Genomic DNA, 25441 nt, shown 5'->3' on the forward strand with positions numbered 1-25441 from the left:
GATCTGACGGGGTGTGACATGAGCTTCCCGGGACGTTGCACCTGAACTGCCCCTATAAATGGCAGGTGGCAGCGATCCATCCGATTATCGGACGGACGCGTCCGCAGGGGTCCCATCGACCAGAGATGTCCGCATATCGGATTTTGGACAGGCAATGTGGAGCTGTCGGGAAAGTGCTAGCGCATATCCGTCCCCCGGGATCTGGCTGACGGTCTGGATTGCGCGGATGTTACGCAGCGTTACATCCAGATAGGGCAGACCGGCGTCCAGCGGGAGGCCGATGCAGTCCAGCACGCGGTAGTCCAGGGTCAGGGGCGCGCTCTGACCAGCCATCACCTCGTACGGGAGGGCCCGGTGCGCCGAAACCCGTAACCCGGGGTAGGGCTGGCTGAGCCCGATCACCTCCACCGGATGGGAACCGGCCACCTCGACGCTCATCAGCATGCTGAAGCCGCCGGGCTCCCCGGCCGTGACCGAGCGGTAGGTCAGCTTGGTCACCAGGGCGGGGTAAGGCGCGAGCGGAACGGGAGCGGCGGCCGGGGGCGCGGACTGGTCCAGCAGGCGGACCGTGACCAGGGTGATCCCGGCGATCGACAGCGCGGCCACCGCGAAGCGCTGACGGCCCGTCAGCCGGCGCCGCGCGGAGGGCCCGGGCGCGGGCGGCCCGGACGGGGCGGAGAAGGTGCCCTCCCCCGCCTCGATCGGCCCGAGACCCCCCGCCCCGGTGCCGTCCCGCCGCTCGCCGGACATGCCGCCGCCCCCTTGGTCCGGCCAGCTACCTGCCCGGCCGGGGCAGGGGCCAAACAAGGGGGCGGGGCGGGGTTACAGGTCGCGCAGCATGCAGGTCAGCCGGCAACTGGTGATCCGCTTGCCGGTGTCGTCGGTGATGGCGATCTCGAAGGTGGCGGCCGTCCGGCCCTTGAACACCGCGGTGGCCACCCCGGTCACCAACCCCGAAGTGGCGGACCGGTGGTGGGTCGCGTTCAGGTCCACCCCGACCGCGTACCGGCCGGGCCCCGCGTGCAGCATCGCCCCGATCGACCCCAGCGTCTCCGCCAGCGCGGCCGAGGCCCCGCCGTGCAGCAGCCCGTACGGCTGCTGGTTGCCCTCGACCGGCATGGTGCCGACCACCCGGTCCGCGCTGGCCTCCAGCACCTTGATGCCCAGCCGGTCGCCGAGGTGGCCGCCGGAGAAGGTGCCGGGGTCGACGCCCAGCTTGGCGAAGTGGTCGAGGACGTCCTGCGGGACGTTCAGGATCGGGGCCGCGTCGGTCATGGTGCTCCTGCCGTTCGAGGGTCTGGTGGTGCCGCTCCCGTGATCGTACGACCGCCGCCCGTCGGCGGCGGGGCTGTCGGCCGCGGGTTGTCCGCCACGGGCCCTAGGATCGGTCAGTGGCAGAGAAATCGGCAGGAACGGACGTTGACGTGGCTACGCAGAGTGCAGACAAGAGCGCGCCGGGTGGCGCCGGTTCGGGCAGCCGACCGCGGCTGATGCTGCTCGACGGGCATTCGATGGCCTACCGGGCCTGGTTCGCCCTGCCCGCGGAGAACTTCTCCACCGTCACCGGCCAGACCACCAACGCGATCTACGGTTTCGCCTCGATGCTCGCCAACACCGTGCGGGACGAGCAGCCGACCCACCTCGCGGTCGCCTTCGACCTCTCCCGGAAGACCTTCCGCTCCGAGGAGTTCCCCGACTACAAGGCGAACCGGGCCAAGACGCCGGACGAGTTCAAGAGCCAGATCGGCCTGATCCACGAGCTGCTCGACGCGATGCACGTCGCCCGGATGTCGGTCGAGGGCTTCGAGGCCGACGACATCATCGCCACCCTGGCCACCGCCGCCGCGGCCGAGGGCTTCGAGGTGCTGATCGTCACCGGCGACCGGGACGCGCTCCAGCTGGTCACCGAGCACGTCACGGTGCTCTACCCGACCAAGGGCGTCTCCGAGCTCACCCGCTACACCCCGGAGAAGGTCGCCGAGAAGTACGGCGTGACCCCCAGTCAGTACCCCGACCTGGCCGCCCTGCGCGGAGACCCGTCGGACAACCTCCCCGGCATCCCCGGCGTCGGCGAGAAGACCGCCGCCAAGTGGGTCAACCAGTTCGGCTCCTTCGACGAGCTGGTCTCCCGGGCCGACGAGGTCAAGGGCAAGATCGGCGAGAAGCTGCGCGAGCACCTCGACTCGGTCAAGCGCAACCGGGTGCTCACCGAGCTGGTCCGTACGGTCGAACTCCCGCTCGGCGTGCCCGAGTTGGTCCGCACCCCGTTCGACCGCGAGGCGGTCGGCCAGCTGCTGGAGTCGCTGGAGTTCCGCAACCCCAACTTCCGCGACCGGGTCTACGGCGTCGACCCCGGCGGTGTCGAGCTGGCCGAGGAGGTCGCCGCCGCGCCCGGCATCGCGGTCGAGGGCACCCTGCTCACCGAGCCCGGCGCGCTGGCCGGCTGGCTGGCCGAGCACAGCACCGGCACCATCGCGGTCGCCGCGCTCTACCAGTGGGCCCTGGGCTCCGGTGAGGTCGAGCAGATCGCGTTCGCCACCGGTGAGACGGCCGCCTGGATCGACCCGGCCGAGCTGGCCGAGCAGGACGAGCAGGCCCTCGCCGCCTGGCTCGCCGACGCCGACCGGCCCAAGGCGCTGCACATCGCCAAGCAGGTCATGCGGGCGTTCGCCGAGCGGAGCTGGCTGATCCGCGGCATCGTCGCCGACACCGCCCTGGCCGCCTACCTGGACAAGCCCGGCCGCCGCACCTTCACCCTCGACGTGCTCGCCGAGGAGTACCTGGCCCGCTCGCTCGCCCCCGCCGAGGTGGCCGAGAGCGGCCAGCTCTCCTTCGACGCCCCCGAGCACGACCCCACCGCCGGCGCCCAGGCCCTGATGGCGCAGGCCCGCGCGGTGCTCGACCTGTCCGCGTTCTTCGACACCAAGCTCGCCGAGGCCGGCGCGACCAAGCTGCTGCACGAGATGGAGCTGCCGATCGCCGAGCTGCTGGCCCGGATGGAGCGCACCGGCATCGCGGCCGACCGGGAGTGGCTCACCACCATCGAGTCGCAGTTCGCCACCGAGATCCAGCGGGTGGTCGAGGAGGCGCACGCCGCCGCCGGGCACGAGTTCAACCTGGGCTCGCCCAAGCAGCTCCAGGAGATCCTGTTCGGCGAGCTGGCCCTGCCGAAGACCAAGAAGATCAAGACCGGCTACACCACCGACGCCGACGCGCTCACCTGGCTGGCCACCCAGACCACCAACGAGCTGCCGGTCATCCTGCTCCGCCACCGCGACCAGGCCAAGCTGCGCACCACGGTCGAGGGCCTGCTCAAGACGGTCTCGCCGAAGGGCCGGATCCACACCACCTTCAACCAGATGGTCGCCGCCACCGGCCGTCTCTCCTCCCAGGACCCGAACCTGCAGAACATCCCGGTCCGCACCGAGGAGGGCCGGCAGATCCGCCGCGCCTTCGTGGTCGGCGAGGGGTACGAGGCGCTGCTCACGGCCGACTACTCGCAGATCGAGCTCCGGATCATGGCCCACCTCTCCGAGGACGCCGCCCTGATCGAGGCCTTCGAGTCCGGCGAGGACCTGCACACCACGGTCGCCTCCCAGGTCTTCGAGGTCGCCCCCGAGGCGGTCGACGCCGAGATGCGGCGCAAGATCAAGGCGATGTCCTACGGGCTCGCCTACGGCCTGTCCGCGTACGGGCTCTCGCAGCAGCTCGGCATCAAGCCGGGCGAGGCGCAGGGCCTGATGGACACCTACTTCGAGCGCTTCGGCGGCGTCCGCGACTACCTGCACCGGGTGGTCGAGGAGGCCCGCGCGATCGGGTACACCGAGACCCTGCTCGGCCGCCGCCGCTACCTGCCCGACCTGACCAGCGACAACCGGCAGCGGCGCGAGATGGCGGAGCGGATGGCGCTCAACGCGCCGATCCAGGGCTCCGCCGCGGACATCGTGAAGATCGCGATGCTCAACGTCGACCGGGCGCTGACCGAGGCCGGGCTGAAGACCCGGATGCTGCTCCAGGTGCACGACGAAATCGTGCTGGAGCTGGCCCCGGGGGAGCACGACCGGGTCGAGGCCCTGGTCCGCGAGCAGATGGCCGGCGCCTACCCGCTCCGCGCCCCGCTCGACGTCTCGGTCGGCGTCGGCCCCAACTGGGAGATCGCCGCGCACTAGGCAACTCCTGAGCTTGCACCATCAGGGGCTCGGGGAACGGCGACGCCATCCGGCGTGCGGTTCCCCGAGCCCCTGGTGGGTCAGCGGCGCGGGTTCGCTCGACGGGTCGGTGCTGCGGTGGCGGGGTCCTCGGGCCAGGGGTGGCGGGGGTAGCGGCCGCGGAGGTCGGCCCGGACGGCCTTGTAGCCCTCGCGCCAGAAGGTGGCCAGGTCGCCGGTGACGGCGGCCGGCCGCCCGGCGGGGGAGAGCAGGTGGACGGTCAGCGGCACCCGCCCGCCGGCCAGTGCGGGTGCGGCCTGCCAGCCGAACAGCTCCTGCAGCTTCACGGCGAGCACCGGCCGGTCCCCTGAGTAGTCCACCCGGATCTTCGAACCGGTCGGCACCGTGATCCGCTCCGGCGCCAGCTCCTCCAGCCGTCCGGCCTGGCCGCTCGCCCACGGCAGCAGCCGCTGCAACGCCCCGACCAGGTCGATCCGTTCAAGGTCGGCCCGGCGCCGGGCCCGGGACAGCTCCGGCTCCAGCCAGTCGCCGTCCGCCAGGGCGACCGCACCCACGTCCGGCCAGTCGCCGCCCAACTCCCGGTGCAGGAAGGCGAGTCGGGCGCGCAGCGAGAGCGCGTCCGGGGTCCACCGCAGCAGTGCGTCCACGCCTTCCCGGGCCAGCCCGTCCAGCAGCGCCGCCCGCACCAGTGACCGGTCCGGCTTGGCCAGCGGCACCGCCGCCAGCTCGATCGCGCCCAGCGAGGCGACCCGACGGGCCGTCAACTCGCGCTGCCGGACCGACCATTCGACCTCCTCGCGCTCCGCCAGCAGGGCCGCACCGGCCCTTCGGGCGGTCTCCTCGTCCAGCGCCACCGCCAGCCGCACCCGGGCCGACGGCGACCCGGCCGGCCGGTCCGCCACGGCCACCGCGATCCACTCCGTCCCGGCCAGCCGGGAGCCGGTGCCCAGCTCGGCGGCCGTCCCGGAGGCCATCAGGTAGGGGCCGTCCGTGCTCCGGGCCCGGGCCACCCGCTCGGGGTAGGCCAGCGCGACCACCAGGGCGGCGGCCCGGGCGTCCGGTATCCGGGTGTCGGGGGCGTCGGCGAGGCGGCGCAGCCGCCGGGTCTCGTCCTTCCAGCGCCGCGCGTACGGGTCCTCCGAGCCGGACCTGACCCGGCGCCAGACCTCCGCCAGGTCGTCGCCGAAGGCGCGGGGCGGCTCCTCGGAGAGCAGCGCGACCACCTCGGCCGCCCGGCGCGCGCCGACCAGCTCGGCGCCGTCCAGCAGGGCGCGCGCCAGCCGGGGGTGCAGCCCGCTGCGGACGATCCGCTGCCCGCGTGCGGTGGCCCGGCCGTCGGGCTCGACCGCGCCGAGCCCGACCAGCACCTGCCGGGCGGCGGCCATCGCCCCGCCCGGCGGCCGGTCCGGCAGGGCGAGGCCGGTCGCGTCCGGATCGCCCCAGCAGGCTGCCTGCAGCGCGAACGAGCTCAGCTCGGCCTGGGCGATCTCGGGCGTCGGGAACCGCGCCGCGAGCGCGTCCTCCGCCTCGGCCCAGCAGCGGTACACCACCCCGGGCGCCTCCCGTCCGGCCCGCCCCGCCCGCTGCCGCCCAGCGGCCAGCGAGGCCCGTACGGTGACCAGTCCGGCCAGCCCGCGGGCGTGGTCGGTGCGCGGCTCCCGGGCCAGCCCGGAGTCGACCACGACCCGGACGCCGGGGACGGTCAGCGAGGACTCCGCGACCGAGGTCGCCAGGATCACCCGCCGCCCGGTACCGGCGGCCAGCGCGGCGTCCTGCACCGCCTGCGGCGCCTGCCCGTGCAGCTGCAGCACCTGCACGGAGCCGCCCAACTGCCCGGCCACCCGGGTGATCTCACCGACCCCGGGGAGGAAGCAGAGCACGTCCCCGTCCCGCTCGGCCAGCGCCCGCCGGACCGTGCCCGCGACGTGCTCCAGCAGCAGCGGGTCGGTCCTGGTGCCCTGCGGCGGCTTCACCCCGCGCGGCGGCGGGGCCCAGACCACCTCGACCGGGTGCGAGACCCCGTGCGCCTCCACCACCGGTGCGCCGCCGAGCAGTTCGGCCCAGGCGGCGGTGTCCGAGGTGGCCGAGGCGCAGACGATCCGGAGCTCCGGCCGCAGGGTGGCCCGGACGTCCAGCAGGAAGGCCAGCGCGGTGTCGGCGTCCAGGTGGCGTTCGTGGCACTCGTCCAGCACCACCACGTCGACCCCGGTCAACTCCTGGTCCCGCTGGAGCCGTTGCAGCAGCACGCCGGTGGTGACCACCTCGACCACGGTGTCGGGCCCGGCCCGCCGCTCCCCGCGCACGGTCAGGCCGACCTGCTCGCCGACCGCGCCGCCGAGCAGCCAGGCCATCCGCCGCGCGGCGGCCCGGACCGCGAGCCGGCGCGGTTCGGCCACCAGCACCCGCCGGGCCGGCCCCGGCAGGGCGTTCACCAGCCCGGCCAGGGCGAGCGGCACCAGCGTGGTCTTCCCGGTGCCCGGCGGCGCCGCCAGCACGGCGACCCCGGCCGAGTCGAGCGCCCGCTGCAGCGCGGGCACGGCGGTACGGACCGGCAGTTCGAGCCCGACGGAGCGCACGCGTCAGCCCCGCTCCGCCACGAAGATCGCGGTCCCGGGGAAGTGCTGCCCGCGCAGCGGGCTCCAGCCGCCCCACTCCTGCTCCAGCTCCTCCGGCCACTCCGGCTCGACCAGGTCCAGCAGCCGGAAGCCCGCTCCGACCAGCTCGCGCACCCGGTCCCCGAGGGTCCGGTGGTGCTCGACGTAGGTGGCCCGCCCCTCGGCGTCCTGCTCGACGTACGGGGTGCGGTCGAAGTAGGAGGAGGTGGCGGTCAGCCCCTCCTCGCCCGGCTCGTCCGGGAAGGCCCAGCGGATCGGGTGGGTGACCGAGAAGACCCAGCGGGCGCCCGGGCGGAGCACCCGGTGCACCTCGCGCATCAGCGCGGCGGTGTCCGCACTGAACGGCACCGCCCCGTACGCCGAGCAGGCCAGGTCGAACGAGCCGTCCGCGAACGGCAGCACCGACGCGTCCGCCTGGACCACCGCGATCGGCTCGACGCCCCGGCCGAGGTCGATCCGGCGGGAGTGCTGGAGCTGGCGGTAGGAGATGTCCAGCGCGACCGGCCGGGCGCCCTGGGCGGCCAGCCAGCGCGAGCACTGGGCGGCGCCGGAGCCGATCTCCAGCACCTGCAGACCCTTCAGCGACCCGGCCGGGCCGAGCAGCCCGGCCTCGGTCTCGTCCAGGCCCTCGGGGCACCAGGTGAAGCGGTCGTCGCCGAGGAACTCGCCGTGCTCGTCCTGGTACTCGTCGGCGTTCCGGTCCCACCAGAGCCGGCTGGCCCGGCTGGACTCACCGGCCTCGGCGTCCCGCCGCAGGGCGTCGTCCAGTTCCTCCTCCGGGAGGTCGGCGGGAGCAAGATCGTCCGGGTCGAAGGCGGGGGTGGTGGCCAAGGTCATAGAGCCCGTCGCGTAGGGTATGGACTGCGGAAGCGCTGCTGTCGCGAAACCGGAGCCGCAAGGTACCGGATCGTGACGGTGGCATCCGGGGAGAGGCCCCTGCGGTTGCCGTCGTGAGATGCGCAATCGGAGGATATGGCCTGATCCATCCCGGCCTCCACCGTCTCGTCGCTCTTGACGTTGACCGTGCCCGGCTGTCCCCGTATGCTACAAGTTGCGCTGCGGGCCTGCGCGCCTCGGACGGAGCAGGTCGCGCTCGCATCTGTCGAAGACCCCACGGTCGCAAGACGGCGGACACCTCTTGGGTAACCAAAATGGTGGGCCGTTTTCTTGGCTGTCCGGCTTTCGGTGGGAGCGATACGGGCCCTCCGCGTGGCATTACCTACGACTTCTTGTCCGTACCGGAGCCCTTTTCCTAATGACGACCGACACCTCTGTCAGCACCACCCCGCAGGTCGCGATCAATGACATCGGCGACGCGGAAGCGTTCCTCGCCGCGATCGACGAGACCATCAAGTACTTCAACGATGGCGACATCGTCGAGGGCATCATCGTGAAGGTCGACCGTGACGAGGTTCTCCTCGACATCGGTTACAAGACCGAGGGTGTCATTCCCTCCCGCGAGCTCTCGATCAAGCACGACGTTGACCCGCACGAGGTCGTCAAGGTCGGCGACGAGATCGAGGCCCTGGTTCTCCAGAAGGAGGACAAGGAGGGTCGTCTGATCCTGTCCAAGAAGCGGGCTCAGTACGAGCGCGCCTGGGGCACGATCGAGAAGATCAAGGAAGAGGACGGGATCGTCACCGGTACCGTCATCGAGGTCGTCAAGGGTGGTCTCATCCTCGACATCGGCCTCCGTGGCTTCCTGCCGGCCTCGCTCGTCGAGATGCGCCGCGTCCGCGACCTCCAGCCCTACGTGGGCAAGGAGCTCGAGGCCAAGATCATCGAGCTGGACAAGAACCGCAACAACGTGGTCCTGTCCCGCCGTGCCTGGCTCGAGCAGACCCAGAGCGAGGTCCGCCAGACCTTCCTCACCACCCTCCAGAAGGGTCAGGTGCGCTCCGGCGTCGTCTCCTCGATCGTCAACTTCGGTGCCTTCGTGGACCTGGGTGGCGTCGACGGTCTCGTGCACGTCTCCGAGCTGTCCTGGAAGCACATCGACCACCCGTCCGAGGTTGTCGAGGTCGGCCAGGAGGTCACCGTCGAGGTTCTCGACGTTGACATGGACCGCGAGCGCGTCTCCCTGTCGCTGAAGGCGACCCAGGAGGACCCGTGGCAGCAGTTCGCCCGGACGCACCAGATCGGTCAGGTCGTCCCCGGTAAGGTCACCAAGCTCGTTCCGTTCGGTGCGTTCGTGCGCGTCGACGAGGGCATCGAGGGCCTGGTCCACATCTCCGAGCTGGCCGAGCGCCACGTGGAGATCCCGGAGCAGGTCGTCCAGGTCGGCGACGAGATCTTCGTCAAGGTCATCGACATCGACCTCGAGCGTCGCCGGATCAGCCTGTCGCTGAAGCAGGCGAACGAGGCCCTCGGTGGCGACGCCGCCGCGGCCGAGTTCGACCCGACCCTGTACGGCATGGCTGCCTCGTACGACGACGCGGGCAACTACATCTACCCCGAGGGCTTCGACCCCGAGGCCAACGACTGGCTCGAGGGCTTCGAGAAGCAGCGGGAGGAGTGGGAGCGCCAGTACGCCGAGGCGCAGACCCGCTTCGAGGCCCACCAGGCCCAGGTCATCAAGAGCCGTGAGGCCGATGCCGAGGCCGCTGCCGAGAGTGGCGAGGCCGTTGTCGCCGCTGCCGGTGGCTCGTACTCCTCCAGCAGCGACGAGGGCTCCGGCGCTCTCGCTTCGGACGAGGCGCTCGCCGCCCTGCGCGAGAAGCTGGCCGGTGGCCAGAGCTGATCTCATCCTCATCACTGAGGGTTAGTCACTGACGAACCCCCCGTCCCGGTTCCCGGGACGGGGGGTTCGTTCGTGTCCGCCCGTGTGAGATGGAACTCCGGCCGGAGGTATAGGGCATTGGTGTGTTTACACCTAGCTTTGAGGGGAACTGCCCGAAAGGTTACGCACCTATGCGCACCACCCTCACTGCGGCATCGCCCACCTCCCCCCAGCCCGCCGGACCTCAGGTCGGCGGACGGCTCGCGGCCCTCGGCCGGTTCTGCCACCGCCACCGGCGCTGGGTGCTCGGCCTCTGGGTCGGGGTGCTGCTGCTCGGGGTGCTGATCGGTGGCAAGGTGTTCGAGGGGAGCGTCTCCAACACCGCGGCCGGCGGCTCCGAGTCGGCCCGCGGCACCGCCGTGGTGGCCGCCGCCGATCCCGCCCGGGGCACGGTGACCGCCGTCGTGGACGGCGCCGCGGTGACCGATCCGGCCGTCAGGTCCGCCGTCACCTCCGCCACCGCCGGGATCGCCGCGCTGCCCGGGGTGGCCTCGGTCTCCGACACGTACGGCAGCAACGGCGCGCTGACCTCGACCGACGGCAACGCGAGCCTGGTCTCGGTGCGGATGGCCGACGGCAGCACCGACGCCCAGCTGAAGGCCGTCACCTCCGGGCTGTCCTCGATCCAGGCCCCCGGTGCGCACGTCACCGTCGGCGGGGACCTGGTGGTCGAGCAGGAGGTCAAGGACCAGACCGAGCGGGACACCCGTTTCGGTGAGATCGTCACGCTCCCGTTGACGCTGCTGGTGATGGTGCTGGTCTTCGGCGGTTTCGCCGCCGCGAGCCTTCCGGTGATCGGCGCGGTCGCCTCGGTGGGCGGGGCCCTGCTGGCGATGTTCGGATTCAGCCAACTGATGGACATCGACACCAGCGTGCTGCCGATCGCCACCGTGCTCGGGCTCGGACTCTCGATCGACTACGCGCTGCTGATGGTCAACCGCTTCCGCGAGGAGCGCGGGCACGGGGCCGGGATCGCCGCCGCCGTCGAGCGGACCGCCGCCACGGCGGGCCGGACGGTCGCCTTCTCCGGCCTGACCGTCGCGGTCGCCCTCGCCGGACTCTTCGTCTTCACCAGCCCGGTCTTCCGGGCGGTCGCGGTGGCGGGCGTGAGCGTGGTGGTGATCGCCGTCGCGGCGGCGCTCACCCTGATTCCCGCGCTGCTCGGCTTCGTCGGACACCGGGTCAGGACCCCCACCGCGCCGGTGTCGGACGACGGCTTCTTCGCCCGGACGGTCCGTCGGGTCCAGCGCCGCGCGATTCCGGTGGTGCTGATCTGCGTCGCCCTGCTGATGGCCGCGGGCGCGCCCTTCCTCGGCTCGGACTGGCGCAGCTCGGGCGCCTCGGTGCTGCCGAGCTCCTCGGCCGGCCGTCAGGTCGCCGAGACGATCGACCAGCGCTTCCCGCAGCTGGCCGCCGCACCGGTCACCGTCGTGGTCGAGGCCGGGGAGGCCGAGGCCCGACAGTACGCCGACCAGGTGGTCTCCAAGCTGCCCGGCGTCACCGGCGTCCGGGCCGTCACCCCGGTCTCGCCCGGGCTGAGCACCGTCGAGGTGCTGGTCGCCGGGGACCCGCAGGGCAGCGGGGCCAAGCAGGTGGTGGACGAGCTCCGCGAGCAGCGGGGCGGGCTGACCACGCACGTGACCGGTGACGCCGCCTCGGTGGTCGACTTCCAGCACGAGATCGCCACCCGGGGCCCGTGGGCGCTGGCGCTGGTCGCGGTCGGGACGCTGGTGCTGCTCTTCCTGATGACCGGTTCGGTGGTGATGCCGGTCAAGGCGCTGCTGATGAACCTGCTCTCGCTGGGCGCCTCGCTCGGCGCGCTCACCCTGGTGTTCCAGCACGGGTACTTCAGCGGGCTGCTCGGCTTCACGCCGACCGGCGGGCTGGAGACCTTCATACCCGTGCTGGTGTTCGCCTTCGCGTTCGGCCTCTCGATGGACTACGAGGTCTTCCTGCTGGCCCGGATCAAGGAACTGCGGGACGAGGGGTACAGCTGTTCCCGCTCGGTGGAGCTCGGGCTGCAGCGGAGCGGACGGATCATCACCTCGGCCGGGCTGCTGATGGTGATCGTCTTCGCCGGGTTCGCGGCGGGGCAGATGCTGATGGTCAAGGAGATGGGCATCGCGCTGGCGGTGGCCGTCGCGGTGGACGCGACCCTGGTGCGCTGCCTGCTGGTGCCGGCCGCCATGACGCTGTTCGGCGAGTTCAACTGGTGGGCGCCCGGGCCGCTGCGGCGGCTGCACCGGCGGATCGGGCTGACCGAGCACGTCGCGCTGCCGCCGATCCCGGCCGCGGTCGTCCCGGCGCAGCGGGCCGAGGACCGGGAGCCGGTCGCCGTCAGCGGCTGAGGCAGCTGTTGCCGAAGTCGCCGTTGAGCGCGGCCAGGCCGCCGAGCGCGTCGCAGGCCGAGGCCTGACCGGCGGTGGCCAGCAGCAGGCTGCCGACGGCGGCCAGCAGCAGGACGGCGAACTTGGTCTTGGTGAGCTTCATGGCGGGTTCCCTTCGGGACGGTACGGAGCGACCTGCTCAACGCGCCCGCCCGCCGGAGGGAATGGCCCCGTCATCCGTACGGCGGATCAGGCGAGCCGGCGGAGCAGGGCGATGCCGTCCCGCAGTCGCTGCTGCTCGGCCGGGGTGAGGCGGGCCGCGATCGCGGCGGCCATCTCCCGCTCCCGGCGGGTGCGCTGGGCGTGCAGGGCGGCGGTGCCGTCGGCGGTGGCGGCGTTCAGCACCTTGCGGCCGTCGGTGGCGTGGCGCTGCTGCTCGACCAGCCCGGCCTCGGTGAGCAGGGCCACGGTGCGGGCCATCGACTGGTGCCGGACGCGCTGGCGCTCGGCGAGCTCGGCGGTGGTGTGCGGACCCTCCCGGACCAGCCACCCGAGCACGGCGGCCTGGTTCTGCGGCAGCTCGTCGTCGACCCGCAGGCGGCGGACCAGGGTGCCGATGGCGGTGCGGAGCTCGGCGGCGAGATCCAGCGGGTCGGGCGGGCCAGGAGTGCTCATGGGGGCAGTCTATCGGGATTTCGTACAGCAGAACTGTACAGTTCTGCTGTACAGTTTCGACCATGCGACTCACCAAGTTCGGGCATGCCTGTGTACGCGTCGAGACCGACCGGGCCACGGTGGTGATCGACCCCGGGGCGTTCACCGAGGAGGACGCGCTGCGCGGTGCGGACGCCGTCCTGATCACCCATGAGCACTTCGACCACTTCGTGGAGGACCGGCTGCGGGCGGCGGTGGCGGCCGACCCGGGGCTGCGGATCTGGGCCAACCGCTCGGTGGCCGGGCAACTGGCGGGGCTCGGCGGCCGGGTGCAGGTGGTGGGGGAGGGCGACGCCTTCGAGGTGAACGGCCTCGGCGTGAGCGTGCACGGCGAGTGGCACGCCGTGATCCACCCCGACATCCCCCGGGTCACCAACATCGGCTTCCTGCTGGACGGCCGGCTGTTCCACCCCGGTGACGCGCTGACCCTGCCGCCGCAGCCGGTGGAGACGCTGTTGCTGCCGATCGCCGCCCCCTGGTCCAAGGTCTCCGAACTGGTCGAGTACGTCCGGGAGGTGGCGCCCCGGCGGGCGGTCGCGGTGCACGAGGCGGTGCTCAGCCAGGCCGGTCTGGCCATTCACGGGCGGCTGATCGGCGGCAACGTGGAGGCCGAGATCGTGCAGCCCGTGCCCGGTGAGCAGCTCGATCTCGGCGGGGCGGTAGCCTGACGCCATGCTGAGGATCGGACTGACGGGCGGGATCGGCGCGGGCAAGAGCGAGGTCTCGCGCCAACTGGCGGCGCTGGGCGCGGTGATCGTGGACTCCGACCTGATCGCCCGTGAGGTGGTGGCCCCCGGGACGGCCGGACTGCGCGCCGTGGCGGCCGAGTTCGGGCCTTCGGTACTGCAGCCGGACGGTTCGCTGGACCGGCCCGCGCTCGGTGCGCTGGTCTTCGCGGACCCGGAGCGGCTGGCGGCGCTGAACGCGATCGTGCACCCGCTGGTCCGGGCCAGGTCCGCCGAGCTTGAGGCGGCCGCCGGGGAGCGGGACGTGGTGGTGCACGACGTCCCGCTGCTGGCGGAGAACGGGCTCGCGCCGCTCTACGACCAGGTGATCGTGGTGGACGCGAGCGACCAGGTCCGGATCGACCGGCTGGTCCGCCTGCGCGGTATGACCGAGGCCGAGGCCAGATCCCGGATGGCCGCCCAGGCCGACCGGGAGACCAGGCTGGCGATCGCCGACCTGGTGATCGACAACAGCGGCTCGCTGGCCGAACTCGCGCCCCGGGTCCAGGACGTCTGGGAGAAGCTGCAGAAGCGGGCGTAGGCCTGCCCTAGTTGCCGAGCATGCCCCGGACGGCGGTGGTCAGTTCGGCCACCGCGACGGCCAGCGGCGCTACCGGGGCGGCGATCGCGGTCAGCCGGTCCAGGGCCCGGCGCAGCACGCCGGGCTCGGGGCTCTCCTCGGCCAACTCCTCGCGCAAGCGTCGTACTTCGAGCTGCGGGGTGTCGCCGTCCGGCAGCGCCGCCCGGTGCTCGGCCAGCAACCGCTCGACGGTGCCGAGCAGTTCGACCGCCAGGGCCTGGTGGTCGACGGCCAGCTGCTGGAAGCCGACCGGGCCGCTGACCGCGCGGGCGTGCTGGCCGATCGCCTGGTTGCCGACCTGGCTGTGGCCGCCGAACTGCTGGACGCCGTGGTTGGCCACGGGTTCGTTCGTCATCGACTGCTCCTCCGTTACGACGTCTTGCTCGGTGCCGGGGCGGGAACGGGCGGGCCGCTCTGCGGCGGCACGGTGGGTGCGCTGTTCGCGGTGGAGTACTGGCCGACCGCCTGGTTGGCGACCACGCTGATGCCGCCCTGCTGGATGACACCGTGGTTGAGGATGGACTGCTGCTGCTTGCGCAGGTCCGCGGTGTCCACGCCGTGTGCCTCCAGGAACTCCCGGATCGCGGCCAGGGTGTGCTCGGTGAGGGTGGCGAACGCCCGCTCGGAGTCGACCCGTTGGAAGTAGTTCTGGTAGTTCCCGTCACTGGCGTGCTCGCGGATGCTCAGCTGGGCGCCGTAGTCGAAGGTCGGGTCCTCCTCGATCGCCACCAGCTCGCGCAGCTGCCGCTTCCGGCGCCGGCTGCCGAAGGTCAGGTAGTCCAGCGCGGCCCGGGGCGCCCCGAACAGCGCCCGGCCGGTTTGCTCCAGCGCGGCGAGCCGCAGCACGCCGCGCCGACCGGTGCTGAGGGTGGCCGGCAGCTGGTCGATCGCGTGGTACCTCGCGTGCACCGGTGCCAGGATGCGCAGTTCGGCCTGGATGTGCAGGGTCTTCCCGTTGGTGGACATGTGCAGGAACATGCTCGGCACCACGTCGTCGCCCCAGAGCGGCAGATGGGCGCCCAGGTAGTGCCGCACCACCCCGTCCGGGTGCAGCGCGATCCGCCGGACCTGGTCCGGGGTCAGCTCCACGGCGGGGGAGAGGCGGTCCTCGGCGAGGATGTCGCCGTCCCCCGCCAGGGCGGCGCCGTTGGCGAACACGCGGTCCTTCAGGACCAGGTCGGAGAGGTCCGCCTGGGGGCTCTCCGGCCGGTCGGCCGAGTGCCGGGCCGAGGTGTCGCGCAGCCGTCGGCGGACCTCGGTCAGGACGTCCCAGACGTCGAACTCGGTCACCGGGCCCGGGCTGTGGCCCAGGGCGACCGGCGGCAGCAGCGGGACGGCGAGCTTCCAGTCCTTGTAGGAGCCGGCGAAGCCGATGAACGGGTTGAAGCCGCTGTAGACGGTGAGATTGCCCTGCTGCGCCTGCGCGACGGTGCGGAGCCGGTCCGGCACCCAGTTCGGGCCGACCGGCGAGACCGGGGCGTCCGGGCGGAACACCTCCCGGCGGAGCTGTCCGCGCAGCCGGGCGTCGACCTCCAGCGAGTGACGGGCCGTCAGCAGGTAGGCGGTCACCAGGACGAGCAGGGTGAGGACGGAGGCCGGGACGGCGTACAGGTAGGAGCCGAGCAGCCAGGCCACGACCCCGGGTGGCGACAGCAGGGACAGCACCACGGCGAGGGCGAACCACTTGACGGCCAGCAGCGTCGTGATGCCGATCAGCCGCCCGGGCACACCCGGCGCGGTGGCCTGGCTGCGGCCGCGGGCGACCTGGTCGCCCCGGGCGTCCCGGGCGGCTGCGGTGAGCATCCGCAGGCCCAGCCAGGCGGGCAGCAGCCAGAGCGGTGCCGCCAGCAGCAGCACCCCGAGCACCGCTGCCAGCGCCAGGTCCCGCTTCTGCCGCAGGACCCGGGCGGCCAGGCTGTGCCGGGCCACCGGGACCAGGTCGAGACCGGGTGAGGAGGCGACGGCGCCGAACTCGTCGGCGACCAACTGCTCGACCACCAGCCGGGCGAAGGCCGGATCGGTGTAGGCGGCCGCGCTGAGGTACCGGGTCACGTCGCCCGGCACGCTGCCCAGCGGGGTGGAGTTCGGGCGCTGGTACTCGGCCATGGCGGTGCTCCGTTCACGCTTGCGGGCGGCCCGCCCGGTGGTCGGCGGGGTGCCCGGCGCGGGGGCGGCCAGGGAGTACAGGACGGCGGTGAGGAGGAGCCCGGTGAACATGCCGAAGGTCAGGCCGACGGTGGTCTGTCGCACGAACTCCTGGTCGGGGCTGAGGTACAGGCCGTGCAGCCGGTCGCCCTGCCACAGGATGACCCAGATCGGCAGCGCCGACAGCAGGCCCGCCACCGCTCCGGTGCCGAGGCAGCCGATCAGCAGAGCGGGCCGGCCCCGGTTCAGCGGCACCAGCCGGGGGGTCAGCAACAGCAGGGCGCCCAGGAAGGTGACGGTGCCGGCGAGTTGGCTGAAGGACCAGACCAGGTCGGCCCGGTCCCCCGTGACCCACCAGTTCGCCGCCAGGAGCTGGCGCCACAGCCAGTCCAGGGTCTGGTTCTTCAGCGCGCGCCGGTCCAGTAACCAGGTCTGGACCCACGGACTGCCCAGCACGATCAGTGCCAGACAGACCGCGAACAGTCGGCGTCGAGCCGACTTCGTTACGGCGAGGCCCAGTTCCATCGCACCCCCCAGCGCTTCCGGTGCCGAGCACCCTACGCCTCGGGGGAAGCCCTGTCAGGGATATGACGGACTGTCAGGCCTTGCGCCCCACTGCGGCCCAGATCGCGACCTCGGAGTCGCTGCTCTGCGGCTCCTGGTCCGGGTGCCAGTGGGGGGCGGTGACCACGCCGGGCTCCAGCAGCTCCAGGCCGTCGAAGAAGCCGGTGACCTGGGCCTTGCTGCGGAAGGTCAGTTGGGCGGTGGCGGCCTTGTAGACGGCGGGGCCCTTGGCCGCCTGGTCCGGGTCGGTGAAGTCGGCGGTGGCGTGCGAGAGGGCGAGGAAGCTGCCCGAGGGCAGCGCGTCCAGCAGGCGGCGGACGATCGCCTTCGGGTCGTCGCTCTCGTCGATGAAGTGCAGCACCGCGAAGAGCAGCAGGGCGACCGGCTGGCCGAAGTCGATCACCTTGCGGACCTCGGGGTTGTCCAGGATGGCCGCCGGGTCGCGCAGGTCGGCCTGGACCACGGTGGCGTTGCCGACCCCGGCGCCGGCGAGCAGCGCACGGCTGTGCACCAGCACGATCGGGTCGTTGTCGAGGTACGCCACCCGGGCGTCGGGGTGCACCTGCTGGGCGATCTCGTGGGTGTTGCCGGCGGTGGGGATGCCGGTGCCGATGTCCAGGAACTGGCGGATGCCGTGCTCGGCGGCCAGGTGGCGGACGGCGCGCTGGAGGAAGGAGCGGTTGGCGAGGGCACTGATCCGGACCAGCGGGCTGAGCGAGATGATCTTCTCGGCGGCCTCCCGGTCGGCCGGGAAGTTGTCCTTGCCGCCCAGGTAGTAGTCGTACATCCGGGCCGGGTGCGGTATCTCCGGGCGCAGGTCGGTCGGCGGACGGAGTTCGTCCTGGTCGCTCGACATCCAGTCCAGCGAGACGTCCTGATGCTCGGTCATGTCTGTTCTCCCCCGTGGCTGTTCGCATCGGCCGGGTGCCGAGATGTGTCGACAGGATGCGTCGACGAGATCCGTCGACGAGAAGTGTCGAGAGGCAGCATAGATGGATCAGGGGCCGTCGGTGGGCCGCTCCGGCCCGGTGGCCGGATCGCGGGTGAGGAGATAGCGGGCGCCGGGCCCGGCGGCGGCGGCGCGGTCGCCCGCGTTGTAGAGGGCGCAGCGGGAGAGCGACAGGCAGCCGCAGCCGATGCAGCCGGTGAGCTTCTGCTTGAGTCGCTCCAGCTCGGCGATCTGTTGGTCGATCCTGGCCTGCCAGGACTCGGCCACCGTGCTCCACTCCTGGCTGCTCGGCGCGCGGTCGCCGGGGAGGCGGTCGAGGGCGGTGCGGGCCTCGTCCAGCGAGAGGCCGACCCGCTGGGCGGCCCGGATGAAGGCGACCCGGCGCAGGGTGGCGCGCGGGTACCTGCGCTGGCCGCCGGTGGTTCGCTCGGCGTCGATCAGCCCGAGCTTCTCGTAGTAGCGCAGTGCGGAGGTGGCCATGCCGCTGCGCTCGGCGAGCTGACCGATGGTGAGCAGGTCGTGCCGGGAGAGTGTCACGGTGCGGAACGATACCGGGCTTGACTTGAAGTCGGCTTCAAGTTGCACGATCTCTCCCATGACCACCGCAGCGATCACACCGCAGCAGTACGCGTTCGGCGACCTGGCCGGGCTGATGGCCCGGATGACCGGGGACGAGAAGCACGGCCCCGCCGCCACCTCCACCCTGGACACGATCTGGGTGCTCTACGACCGGGTGCTCCGGGTCGGCCCGGAGACCGCGGCCGCGCCGGACCGGGACCGCTTCCTGCTCTCCAAGGGCCACGGCCCGATGGCCTACTACGCCGTGCTGGCCGCCAAGGGCTTCCTCGACCCGGAGGTGCTGGCGAGCTTCGGCGGGTACGACTCGCCGCTCGGCCACCACCCGGACCGGCTGCTGGTGCCCGGGGCGGAGATCGGATCGGGTTCGCTCGGCCACGGCCTGCCGCTGGCGGTCGGCACCGCGCTCGGCCTGCAGGCCCAGGGCCTGACCGACCCGGCGGTCTGGGTGCTGATCGGCGACGCGGAGTTCGACGAGGGCAGCAACCACGAGGCGGTCGCCTTCGCCGGGGCGTACGGGCTGGACCGGCTGCACACCGTGGTGATCGACAACTCCTCGGCCAGCCTCGGCTGGTCGGGCGGGATCGCGGCCAGGTTCGAGGGCGCGGGCTGGTCGGCCGCCACCGTGGACGGGCGGGACCACCAGGCACTGTACGAGGCGTTCACCATGCCGCACGAGGGCCGGCCGCACGTCGTGGTCGCCCGGGTCGAGCCGAAGAACTGAGTGGGGGAGCAACACACCATGGACACCATGCGCGAGCGATTCGCCGCCGTCACCACCGAACTGCTGGACCGGGACCCGAGGTTGGCGGTGGTACTGGCCGACATCGGCGCCGACGGCTTCCGGGCCGCCCGGGACCGCCACCCCGACCGGGTGGTCAACGTCGGGATCCGCGAACAGCTGCTGATCGGCGTGGCGGGCGGCCTGGCGCTGACCGGCATCCGGCCGATCGCCCACACCTTCGCCAGCTTCCTGGTGGAACGCCCGTTCGAGCAGGTCAAGTTGGACCTCGGCCACCAGGGTGTCGGCGCGGTCCTGGTCAGCGCGGCCGGCTCGTACGACTGGCCGGCCGGGGGCCGGACCCACATGGCTCCTGGGGACGTGGCCCTGCTGGACACCCTGCCCGGCTGGACCGTCCACGTCCCCGGACACCCGGACGAGGCCGAGCGGCTGCTGCGGCACGCGGCGGCGGACGGCGACGAGAAGGTCTACCTCCGGCTGTCGGCGCACCAGAACGCCACCGCCCAGCCGGTCGCCCCCGGGCGCTTCCTGACGCTGCGCCAGGGGCGGCGGGGGGTGGTGCTGGCGGTCGGCCCGATGCTGGACGCCGTGCTGGCGGCCACCGAGGGGCTGGACGTGACGGTGCTGTACGCGGCCACCGTGCGGCCGTTCGACCGGGCCGGCCTGCGAGCCGCCGTCGGCGACGACCCGGCCAACGTGGTCCTGGTCGAGCCCTACCTCGCCGGCACCTCGGCCGGCGAGGTCAACCAGGCCCTCGAAGCCGTCCCGCACCGGGTGCTCGGCCTGGGCGTCCCCAAGGAGGAGCACCGCCACTACGGCTCCATCGCCGAGCACCTGGCCGCCTACGGGCTGGACGAGGCGGGGCTGCGGGAGCGGATCACCTCGTACCTGTGGTGAGACCGGTGCCGGGTCCGGCGCTCGGTGAAGCGCCGGCCCAGCCCGGTGACGGTCCGTCAGGCCAGTCCTCGGAAGCCGGCGAGTGAGTGCAGGAGATCGCTTCGCGCAGGATCCGACTCCGGGAGCGCGCCGAGCTCCGCATCGGCGAAACCGTTCGCGGCGGCCAGCAGCGCAGGGACGAAGTCCCGGACCGGTACCTTCTCGATCACCTGCTTGCCGTCGGCGATCGTGACCTCGCCCTTCTTCACGGTGAAGCGCACCTGGAACGACGAGTCGACCGCACAGAACTGCACGCTGCCCCGGCCGGCCGAGAGCAGGTGCCGGACCTGGTCGAGGAGTAGGGCGACGGACAGGAAGATCATCATGCCCTGGTCGGGCTGCCGGCCGGCCGAGCTCGTGCTGCCGCCGGATCCGGAGATCTCCATGTCTCCCAGGTCGAACCCGCTGGGCGACCCCTGGTCGGGCCTGATGGAGAACCTGTACTCGATCACGGTTGGTAGCTCCTGCCGACCGGGAAGAACGTGATCACCCGGTTGCCGTCGTCCGCATCGACCACGAGTCGGTAGCGGGCCCGCATGCCGTTCACAACCATCCTCCGTTCGAATACCTGCATCGTCTTGCTGGGGTCGGAGATGCGCTGCCCCTTCTTCATGATCGCTTCGGCGGCGCTCTGGACCTGGGCACGGGTGGTACCAGGTGGCATCAGGTCGCCGTGTCCCCCAGGGGCGGTCCCTGAGATGTGGCGTTCGTCGATGTGCTGCCATCCGTGCCTTTGGTTGCCGTCCTCGATTCTCGGCTGGGTGCGGTGGGGTGACAGACCCAGGGGGTCCGTCCAGGTGAGCGGGTTGTGGACGTAGGTGTCCGGATTGGGAGCAGGTGCCAATCCCAGCGGGTCGGGGCTGGTGTAGCGCGCCGTCTCGGCATCGTAGTAGCGGTGGACGTTGTAGTGGAGGTGGCTCTCCGTGTCGAAGTACTGACCGGGAAAGCGCAGCGGGGTGTAGGTGGTGCTGGCGGTCGGCCAGGTGGTCTGTCCCCAGAGCGTGGTGGTGGCGCGCCATGCGACGCTGTTCGTCGTCGGGTCCACGAGCTCGGTCGGGGTGCCGACGAGGTCGGTGACGATCGCGAAGAACCGGCGGTCGACCTGCTCCTGTCCGTCTTCGCCGGTGCTGATGCTCTCGCTCTGGGTCAGTGGGTGGAACCCCCGGTAGTCCCAGGTGATGGTGTGCGGGCCGGGAAGGTACGGTGCGCGGGTGATCTGCTCGGCCAGGTTGGTGCCGTCCCAGCTGAACTCGGTCTGTTCGACGACGGTGCTGCCGTCGGGACCGAGCCGCTGCTTTGCGATCCGTCGGCCCAGTGGGTCGTACAGGTAGTGCCACCGGGTCCCGTCGGGCGTACTGAGGTCGGTGAGCCGGTCCTCGGCGTTCCATCGGTAGTGCCAGGTGTCCGGCTTGCGGGAGAGCCGGGTGACTTGGCGGAGGGTGATGCGCCCAGCTGCGTCGTACTCGTAGCGGACCCGGCCCGCGGTGAGGAGTTGGCCGTCGGCGTAGGTACGGGTGCCGGTCGCCGTACGGCCGGCACCGGCGGCCGGCCAGTCGGCAGTAGTGAGGTTGCCGGCCCCGTCGTAGGCGTAGGTTTCGGTCCAGCCGGCGGCGCTGACAGCGGTGACTCGTCCGACGGGGTCGAGCTCGAAGGTCCGTGGGCCGGCCAACAGGTCTTCGATGCCGACCAGGTGGCCGTCGGAGCGGTAGGAGTATGTGCGCCGCTGGATGACCGCCTGGGCGCCACGAAGCTCCTGGCCGGTAAGGCGGTACTGGCCGTCCCAGGAACTGGCCAGGGTCAGGTGCTCGTTGATGGACCGTTCGTACTCCTGGCCGAGTGCGTCGTAGGCGAAGCGGAGCCGCCCGTCTCCGCTGGTCAGGGAGGTAGGTCGCCCGGTGGCGTCGTAGGACCAGTTGCTGACATGGCCGGTGGGGGTGACCCGGCTCGTGCAGCGGCCGAGGGCATCGCGGATGTAGCGGAGCTGTCGTCCGTTGACAGTCTCGGTCAGGACGTTCCCCATGACGTCGACGGTGCGGACAAGGGCGGCATCGGGACTGGTGGCGAGGACCAGGTTCCCGGCCGGGTCGTAGCCGTACGTCGTGACCCGTCCGTCGGCGTCCACTGCGGTCGTGCGCCCGAGCAGGTCGTAGCTGTGCCGGGTCTCCTGCTCAAGTGCGTTGGTGTGCGCGACGAGCTGACCGGCGGCGTCGAGGCGGTAACTGATGCTGCGTTGCTGGAAGTCGAGCTCCCGGACCAGGCGTCCGCTTGCGTCGTACTCGTAGTTCCAGGTCTGCCCCAGGGCGTTCGTCACCGCCACGAGTTGCATGTTGGTGTCGTGGGTGAAGGTGAAGTGGCTGCCGTCGGGAGCTGTTCGGCCGGACAGCGTTTCGAAGTGTGAGTACTCGAAGGAGGTGACCTGGCCCAACTCGTCGGTGTGCGCAAGGACGTTGCCTTCGCCGTCGTAGCTCCAGGACTCCGTGGCGCCGTCGGCAGCGGTGCGGGTGGCAGGGTGGCCCTCGGTGGTCCAGGTCATCCGGCTCACTGCCCCGAACGGGTCGATGGCGGCGACCAGACGGCCGAACCCGTCGTGCTCGTACCTGGTGGTGGCACCGGTCGGATCGGTGATCTCGATCGGAAGGCCGGCGGGGCCGTGACGGAGCGCTGTGGTGTGCCCGAGGCCGTCGGTGACCGAGGCGAGGTGGCCCAGTTCGTCGTACGTGAAGTGGGTGGTGGTGCCGGCCGGGCCGGTGACCGAGGTGCGCAGCCCGTTTTCGTTGTAGCTCTGGTGCCAGGTGGCGCCGCCCGGCTCGGTGATCTGCGTCGGCAGGCTGAGGGTGCCGAGGTAGCTGGCGTGGGCCTGCTCGCCGTCCGGCCGGGTGACCGTGATCAGGTCGCCCGCGCCGTCGTACTCGTAGTGGGTGGTGCGGCCGAGGGGGTCGGTCTCGGCGAGGAGGCGGTCGTACTCGTCGCGCTCGTAGTGGGTGGCGTTTCCCAGTGGATCGGTCTGGGTGGTGACCTGGGCGTGTTCGTTGATGTGGTAACTGGTGGTGTGGCCGAGGGCGTTGGTCTCGGTGTGGAGTTTGAGGCCGGTGGCGGGGTCGGGGTCGCCGTAGCTGAAGTGGAAGCGGAGGGTGCCGTCGGCGCCGCCCTCGTCGGTGACCCGGTCGTGGGCGTCGTAGGTGTACAGGTACTGGGAGTTGTTGCGGTCGGTCCAGGAGGTGAGGCGGCCGGTGGCGTCGTTGGTGAAGCGCATCGGCTTGCCGGAGGAGTTGTAGACCGAGGTGAGGTGGCCGTCGGTGTAGCCGTAGCGCATCAGCAGGGCATCGCCGCCGCTGACGTCGGCGCCGGCCAGGCGGAGGGCGGTGATGCGCTCGGCGTCGACGGTGACCAGGAGTCGGTAGCCACCGGAGTGGGTGATGGACTCCGGGGCGCCGTTCTCGTTGTAGGCGAGTTCGTAGTGGCGGCCGTGCCGGTCGCGCACCGCGGTGAGCAGGGCTTCGTCGCCGTCGCTGGTGGGGGTGAACTCCCTGACCAGGCCGGTGGAGCGGTCGGTGACGGTGAAGAGGCCGTCGGCCAGGTCGAGTTCGTGGCGGGAGCCGGCCGAGGCATGCACCGGGTCGCCGGGTTCGGGGTGCGGATACGCCTGGGTGATCCGGTCGGGGCGGATGTGCACGACGCCCGCTTCGTCCAGCTCAAGGCGTTCGTCGAAGGGGCAGAGCCACTTGGTGCCCATCCAGCGGCCGGTGACCAGTCCCGATTCGTAGGTCCGGGTGAACTCCAGTGGCAGGGAGCCGGGGAGGAGGGCGTCGACCTGGTCGATGAACATCCGACCGGTGGCGATGTCGACCGGTTCGCCGGGGCACTTGCGGGTGTCCAGCGGGCGGCCCTCGGTGCGCGGGCTCTTGACCTGGTCGCGGCCCCGGCCCTTGGGGTGGGAGTTGCCCGGGCGGCCCCGGCCGCCGGGGGAGTGGGGGTGGGGCACACCCTTGTGGTCGCCGCCCAAGAGCTTCTGCAGGTCCCTGGCGTGCTTGGTGTCGGCGTCGCGGGTGTTCTTGGCGACCTTCTTCAGGTTGTCGCCGGCCTTGCGGTAGAAGTTCTTCAGGGCCTTGCCGGCGTCCTCCGCCAGGGTTTTGCCGAGCTTCTCGGCGCCGTGCTCCAGGGCTTTGACGATCTGGTTGCTCATTCGAAGCTCACCCCCGCGATCTTGGACTGGAAGGCCTGCGCGTGGCCGACCACGGTCTCGGCGTGGTTGTGCATGGTGAGCGCGTGCGCCTCCAGCGCATCCGGGTTGACCATGAACCCGCTGCCGCCGGCCGTGCCGCTGTCCACCCCGAGTGCGTTCGCAGCGGCCTCGAAGACCAGGCCGCTCACCGCCGCCGCCACGGTGTCGATCAGCGGCCCGATGGCGGCCTCGACGACCTGGGCGATGATGTACTGCTCCAACTGCTGTTCCAGGTAGTTGATCAGGCGCTTCGCGGTCTCCTCGATCAGGATCACCGCCGCCTCCGCGAGCCCGAAGGTGGCCACGGCCGCCGCCTGGTCGGCGATGAACGCCGCTGCCAGCACGACGAGTTCGGCGATCGTCTCGACCTTCATCGCCACGATCACGTCCGCCGCCACGTCCAGCGCGCTCGCCACCACGTGGCAGGCCTGCACCAGGTCGTTCAGGTGGCTGTCCGACAGGGCGGCCCACTTGGTCAGCAGTGCCTCGTACGAGGCGCCCTGGTACGAATCGGCGAGCTGGTTGATCGTCGCGGTGGAGTCCTGGTGCGCCCCCTCCACGTTGTCCGCGAACTCCCGCACGTGGGATGCGAATTCACGGACCTTGTCCTCGTTCACCGTCGGCCAGTTGATCCCGATGAACGAGAGGAATGTGACCACCTCGTCGGGCAGCTCGATAGCCATGCGAAACCTCCCCCGTCGAACGCATGCGCGCCCGAAGTTAGCCCGCAACTGCGGTGGGGGAGCCGAATATTGCCCGAACTTGACTCAGTGCTGCGACGGACCGGCCGACCGGTCAGATCTCCTCCGGCCACCGGCCTTCGAGGTGCAGCTGAATGAGCGCGGCGTGGGAGAGCGGACTGCTGGGGTCGGTCACGTCACCGTTGGTGGTGTAGTCGAGCAGGACCACGTCCGGCCTGCCGCGCAGGCGTTCGACCAGATCGGCCGCCCGGTGCTCCAGCATCCAGCGGTAGGTCGGCAGGTAGATGCGCCGCCTGGCGGTCTCGTACGACAGCAGCTGCTCACCGTGCGGGCCGGCCCGGTGGCCCCGGACGGGGCCGTACCGGCGGACCGTCCGCTTCAGGCCCTTCATCGTGGTGATGTCGAGCTTCCCCAGGTCGATGTCGGCGTGCTCGAAGACCTTGAAGGCCTGCCAGACGCCCTCCACGGACTGGCTGGTGAGGCCGTCCGCGTACGGGACCGGCAGGCCGCCGTGCGGGTAGAAGGGGCTCAGCCGCACCCACGGGTCCGCCGCCCTGGAGGTCACGTCAATGATCTCCGCGCCGGGGAACGCGGCAGCGAGCGAAGCCGGACTGCGGCGGCGGCCGGCCAGGCGGATCGACATCGGACAGCTCCCTCTCGACGGCACGCGACGGCACACGCCGGCACGCCACGGCAT

The 25441-nt window shown here is 71.6% G+C and carries 21 protein-coding genes; 7 read left to right on the top strand and 14 right to left on the bottom strand.

Going from position 1 to position 25441, the window contains the following annotated elements:
* Positions 1 to 84 precede the first annotated feature (84 nt).
* Positions 85 to 750 (bottom strand): Tat pathway signal sequence domain protein, encoded by a 666-nt coding sequence (locus ABT118_RS15335; RefSeq protein WP_350668651.1) that lies wholly within the window; start codon positions 748 to 750, stop codon positions 85 to 87.
* A 72-nt stretch (positions 751 to 822) separates the two neighbouring features.
* A complete protein-coding gene (locus ABT118_RS15340) occupies positions 823 to 1275 on the bottom strand; it encodes a PaaI family thioesterase (RefSeq protein WP_350668658.1) in 453 nt (150 codons plus the stop codon).
* A gap of 215 nt (positions 1276 to 1490) precedes the next feature.
* Between ABT118_RS15340 and polA the strand changes: the two genes are divergently transcribed.
* On the top strand, positions 1491 to 4169 hold the full coding sequence (gene polA / locus ABT118_RS15345) for a DNA polymerase I (RefSeq protein WP_350669204.1): 2679 nt from the start codon (positions 1491 to 1493) through the stop codon (positions 4167 to 4169).
* Positions 4170 to 4249: 80 nt separating this feature from the next.
* Here polA and hrpB read toward each other — a convergent pair whose 3' ends face one another.
* Both hrpB and ABT118_RS15355 read right to left on the bottom strand, forming a co-directional pair.
* Positions 4250 to 6745 carry an ATP-dependent helicase HrpB gene (gene hrpB, locus ABT118_RS15350; protein WP_350668660.1) on the bottom strand — a complete coding sequence of 832 codons (2496 nt, stop codon included), beginning with the start codon at positions 6743 to 6745 and terminating at the stop codon, positions 4250 to 4252.
* A gap of 3 nt (positions 6746 to 6748) precedes the next feature.
* Positions 6749 to 7621 (bottom strand): class I SAM-dependent methyltransferase, encoded by an 873-nt coding sequence (locus tag ABT118_RS15355; protein WP_350668662.1) that lies wholly within the window; start codon positions 7619 to 7621, stop codon positions 6749 to 6751.
* 418 nt (positions 7622 to 8039) lie between these two features.
* On the opposite strand from ABT118_RS15355, the gene rpsA reads away from it, so the two are divergent.
* Positions 8040 to 9524, top strand: a complete 1485-nt coding sequence (gene rpsA / locus ABT118_RS15360) for a 30S ribosomal protein S1 (protein WP_350668663.1) — start codon at positions 8040 to 8042, stop codon at positions 9522 to 9524.
* Positions 9525 to 9694: 170 nt separating this feature from the next.
* Positions 9695 to 11911, top strand: coding sequence for an MMPL family transporter (locus ABT118_RS15365; RefSeq protein ID WP_350668666.1), 2217 nt, complete (start codon positions 9695 to 9697; stop codon positions 11909 to 11911).
* On the opposite strand, the gene ABT118_RS15370 is transcribed toward ABT118_RS15365, so the two are convergent.
* Together ABT118_RS15370 and ABT118_RS15375 are read right to left on the bottom strand one after the other, a co-directional pair.
* Complete coding sequence (locus ABT118_RS15370) at positions 11901 to 12053, bottom strand: hypothetical protein (RefSeq protein WP_350668669.1); 153 nt, start codon at positions 12051 to 12053, stop codon at positions 11901 to 11903. The two genes, ABT118_RS15365 and ABT118_RS15370, sit on opposite strands and share 11 nt — an antisense overlap.
* Before the next feature lie 86 nt (positions 12054 to 12139).
* Positions 12140 to 12565 carry a MarR family winged helix-turn-helix transcriptional regulator gene (locus ABT118_RS15375; protein ID WP_350668672.1) on the bottom strand — a complete coding sequence of 142 codons (426 nt, stop codon included), beginning with the start codon at positions 12563 to 12565 and terminating at the stop codon, positions 12140 to 12142.
* Between the two features lie 62 nt (positions 12566 to 12627).
* Here ABT118_RS15375 and ABT118_RS15380 point away from each other — a divergent pair, with 62 nt between their 5' ends.
* A complete protein-coding gene (locus tag ABT118_RS15380; protein ID WP_350668674.1) occupies positions 12628 to 13272 on the top strand; it encodes an MBL fold metallo-hydrolase in 645 nt (214 codons plus the stop codon).
* Between the two features lie 4 nt (positions 13273 to 13276).
* Positions 13277 to 13870 carry a dephospho-CoA kinase gene (gene coaE / locus ABT118_RS15385; RefSeq protein WP_350668677.1) on the top strand — a complete coding sequence of 198 codons (594 nt, stop codon included), beginning with the start codon at positions 13277 to 13279 and terminating at the stop codon, positions 13868 to 13870.
* A 7-nt stretch (positions 13871 to 13877) separates the two neighbouring features.
* On the opposite strand, the gene ABT118_RS15390 is transcribed toward coaE, so the two are convergent.
* The 4 genes from ABT118_RS15390 to soxR form a co-directional block, all read right to left on the bottom strand.
* Entirely contained in the window at positions 13878 to 14264 is a 387-nt protein-coding gene (locus tag ABT118_RS15390) for a DUF5955 family protein (protein WP_350668679.1), read from the bottom strand.
* A gap of 14 nt (positions 14265 to 14278) precedes the next feature.
* Positions 14279 to 16579 carry an AbeC-like domain-containing protein gene (locus ABT118_RS15395; protein WP_350668681.1) on the bottom strand — a complete coding sequence of 767 codons (2301 nt, stop codon included), beginning with the start codon at positions 16577 to 16579 and terminating at the stop codon, positions 14279 to 14281.
* Between the two features lie 73 nt (positions 16580 to 16652).
* Positions 16653 to 17507: an SAM-dependent methyltransferase gene (locus tag ABT118_RS15400; protein ID WP_350668683.1), complete on the bottom strand. Its 855-nt coding sequence runs from the start codon at positions 17505 to 17507 to the stop codon at positions 16653 to 16655.
* A 108-nt stretch (positions 17508 to 17615) separates the two neighbouring features.
* Positions 17616 to 18104 carry a redox-sensitive transcriptional activator SoxR gene (gene soxR / locus ABT118_RS15405; protein WP_350668688.1) on the bottom strand — a complete coding sequence of 163 codons (489 nt, stop codon included), beginning with the start codon at positions 18102 to 18104 and terminating at the stop codon, positions 17616 to 17618.
* 58 nt (positions 18105 to 18162) lie between these two features.
* Between soxR and ABT118_RS15410 the strand changes: the two genes are divergently transcribed.
* Both ABT118_RS15410 and ABT118_RS15415 read left to right on the top strand, forming a co-directional pair.
* Positions 18163 to 18867, top strand: coding sequence for a thiamine pyrophosphate-binding protein (locus ABT118_RS15410; RefSeq protein ID WP_350668691.1), 705 nt, complete (start codon positions 18163 to 18165; stop codon positions 18865 to 18867).
* A gap of 18 nt (positions 18868 to 18885) precedes the next feature.
* Positions 18886 to 19782, top strand: a complete 897-nt coding sequence (locus tag ABT118_RS15415) for a transketolase family protein (protein WP_350668695.1) — start codon at positions 18886 to 18888, stop codon at positions 19780 to 19782.
* 56 nt (positions 19783 to 19838) lie between these two features.
* Here the strand turns inward: ABT118_RS15415 and ABT118_RS15420 are convergent, their stop codons facing one another.
* From ABT118_RS15420 to ABT118_RS15435, 4 genes are all read right to left on the bottom strand, one after another.
* Positions 19839 to 20273, bottom strand: coding sequence for a hypothetical protein (locus ABT118_RS15420; protein ID WP_350668699.1), 435 nt, complete (start codon positions 20271 to 20273; stop codon positions 19839 to 19841).
* Positions 20270 to 24004, bottom strand: coding sequence for a DUF6531 domain-containing protein (locus ABT118_RS15425; protein WP_350668702.1), 3735 nt, complete (start codon positions 24002 to 24004; stop codon positions 20270 to 20272). Before ABT118_RS15425 ends, ABT118_RS15420 begins: the two co-directional genes overlap by 4 nt.
* A complete protein-coding gene (locus tag ABT118_RS15430) occupies positions 24001 to 24726 on the bottom strand; it encodes a WXG100-like domain-containing protein (protein WP_350668709.1) in 726 nt (241 codons plus the stop codon). The genes ABT118_RS15425 and ABT118_RS15430 overlap by 4 nt, the downstream gene beginning before the upstream one ends.
* Before the next feature lie 112 nt (positions 24727 to 24838).
* Positions 24839 to 25387: a DUF6939 family protein gene (locus ABT118_RS15435; protein ID WP_350668712.1), complete on the bottom strand. Its 549-nt coding sequence runs from the start codon at positions 25385 to 25387 to the stop codon at positions 24839 to 24841.
* Between the last annotated feature and the right edge of the window lie 54 nt (positions 25388 to 25441).

The sequence above is a fragment of the Kitasatospora sp. NPDC002040 genome, from assembly GCF_040296785.1.
In the GTDB taxonomy this organism is placed as follows: domain Bacteria; phylum Actinomycetota; class Actinomycetes; order Streptomycetales; family Streptomycetaceae; genus Kitasatospora.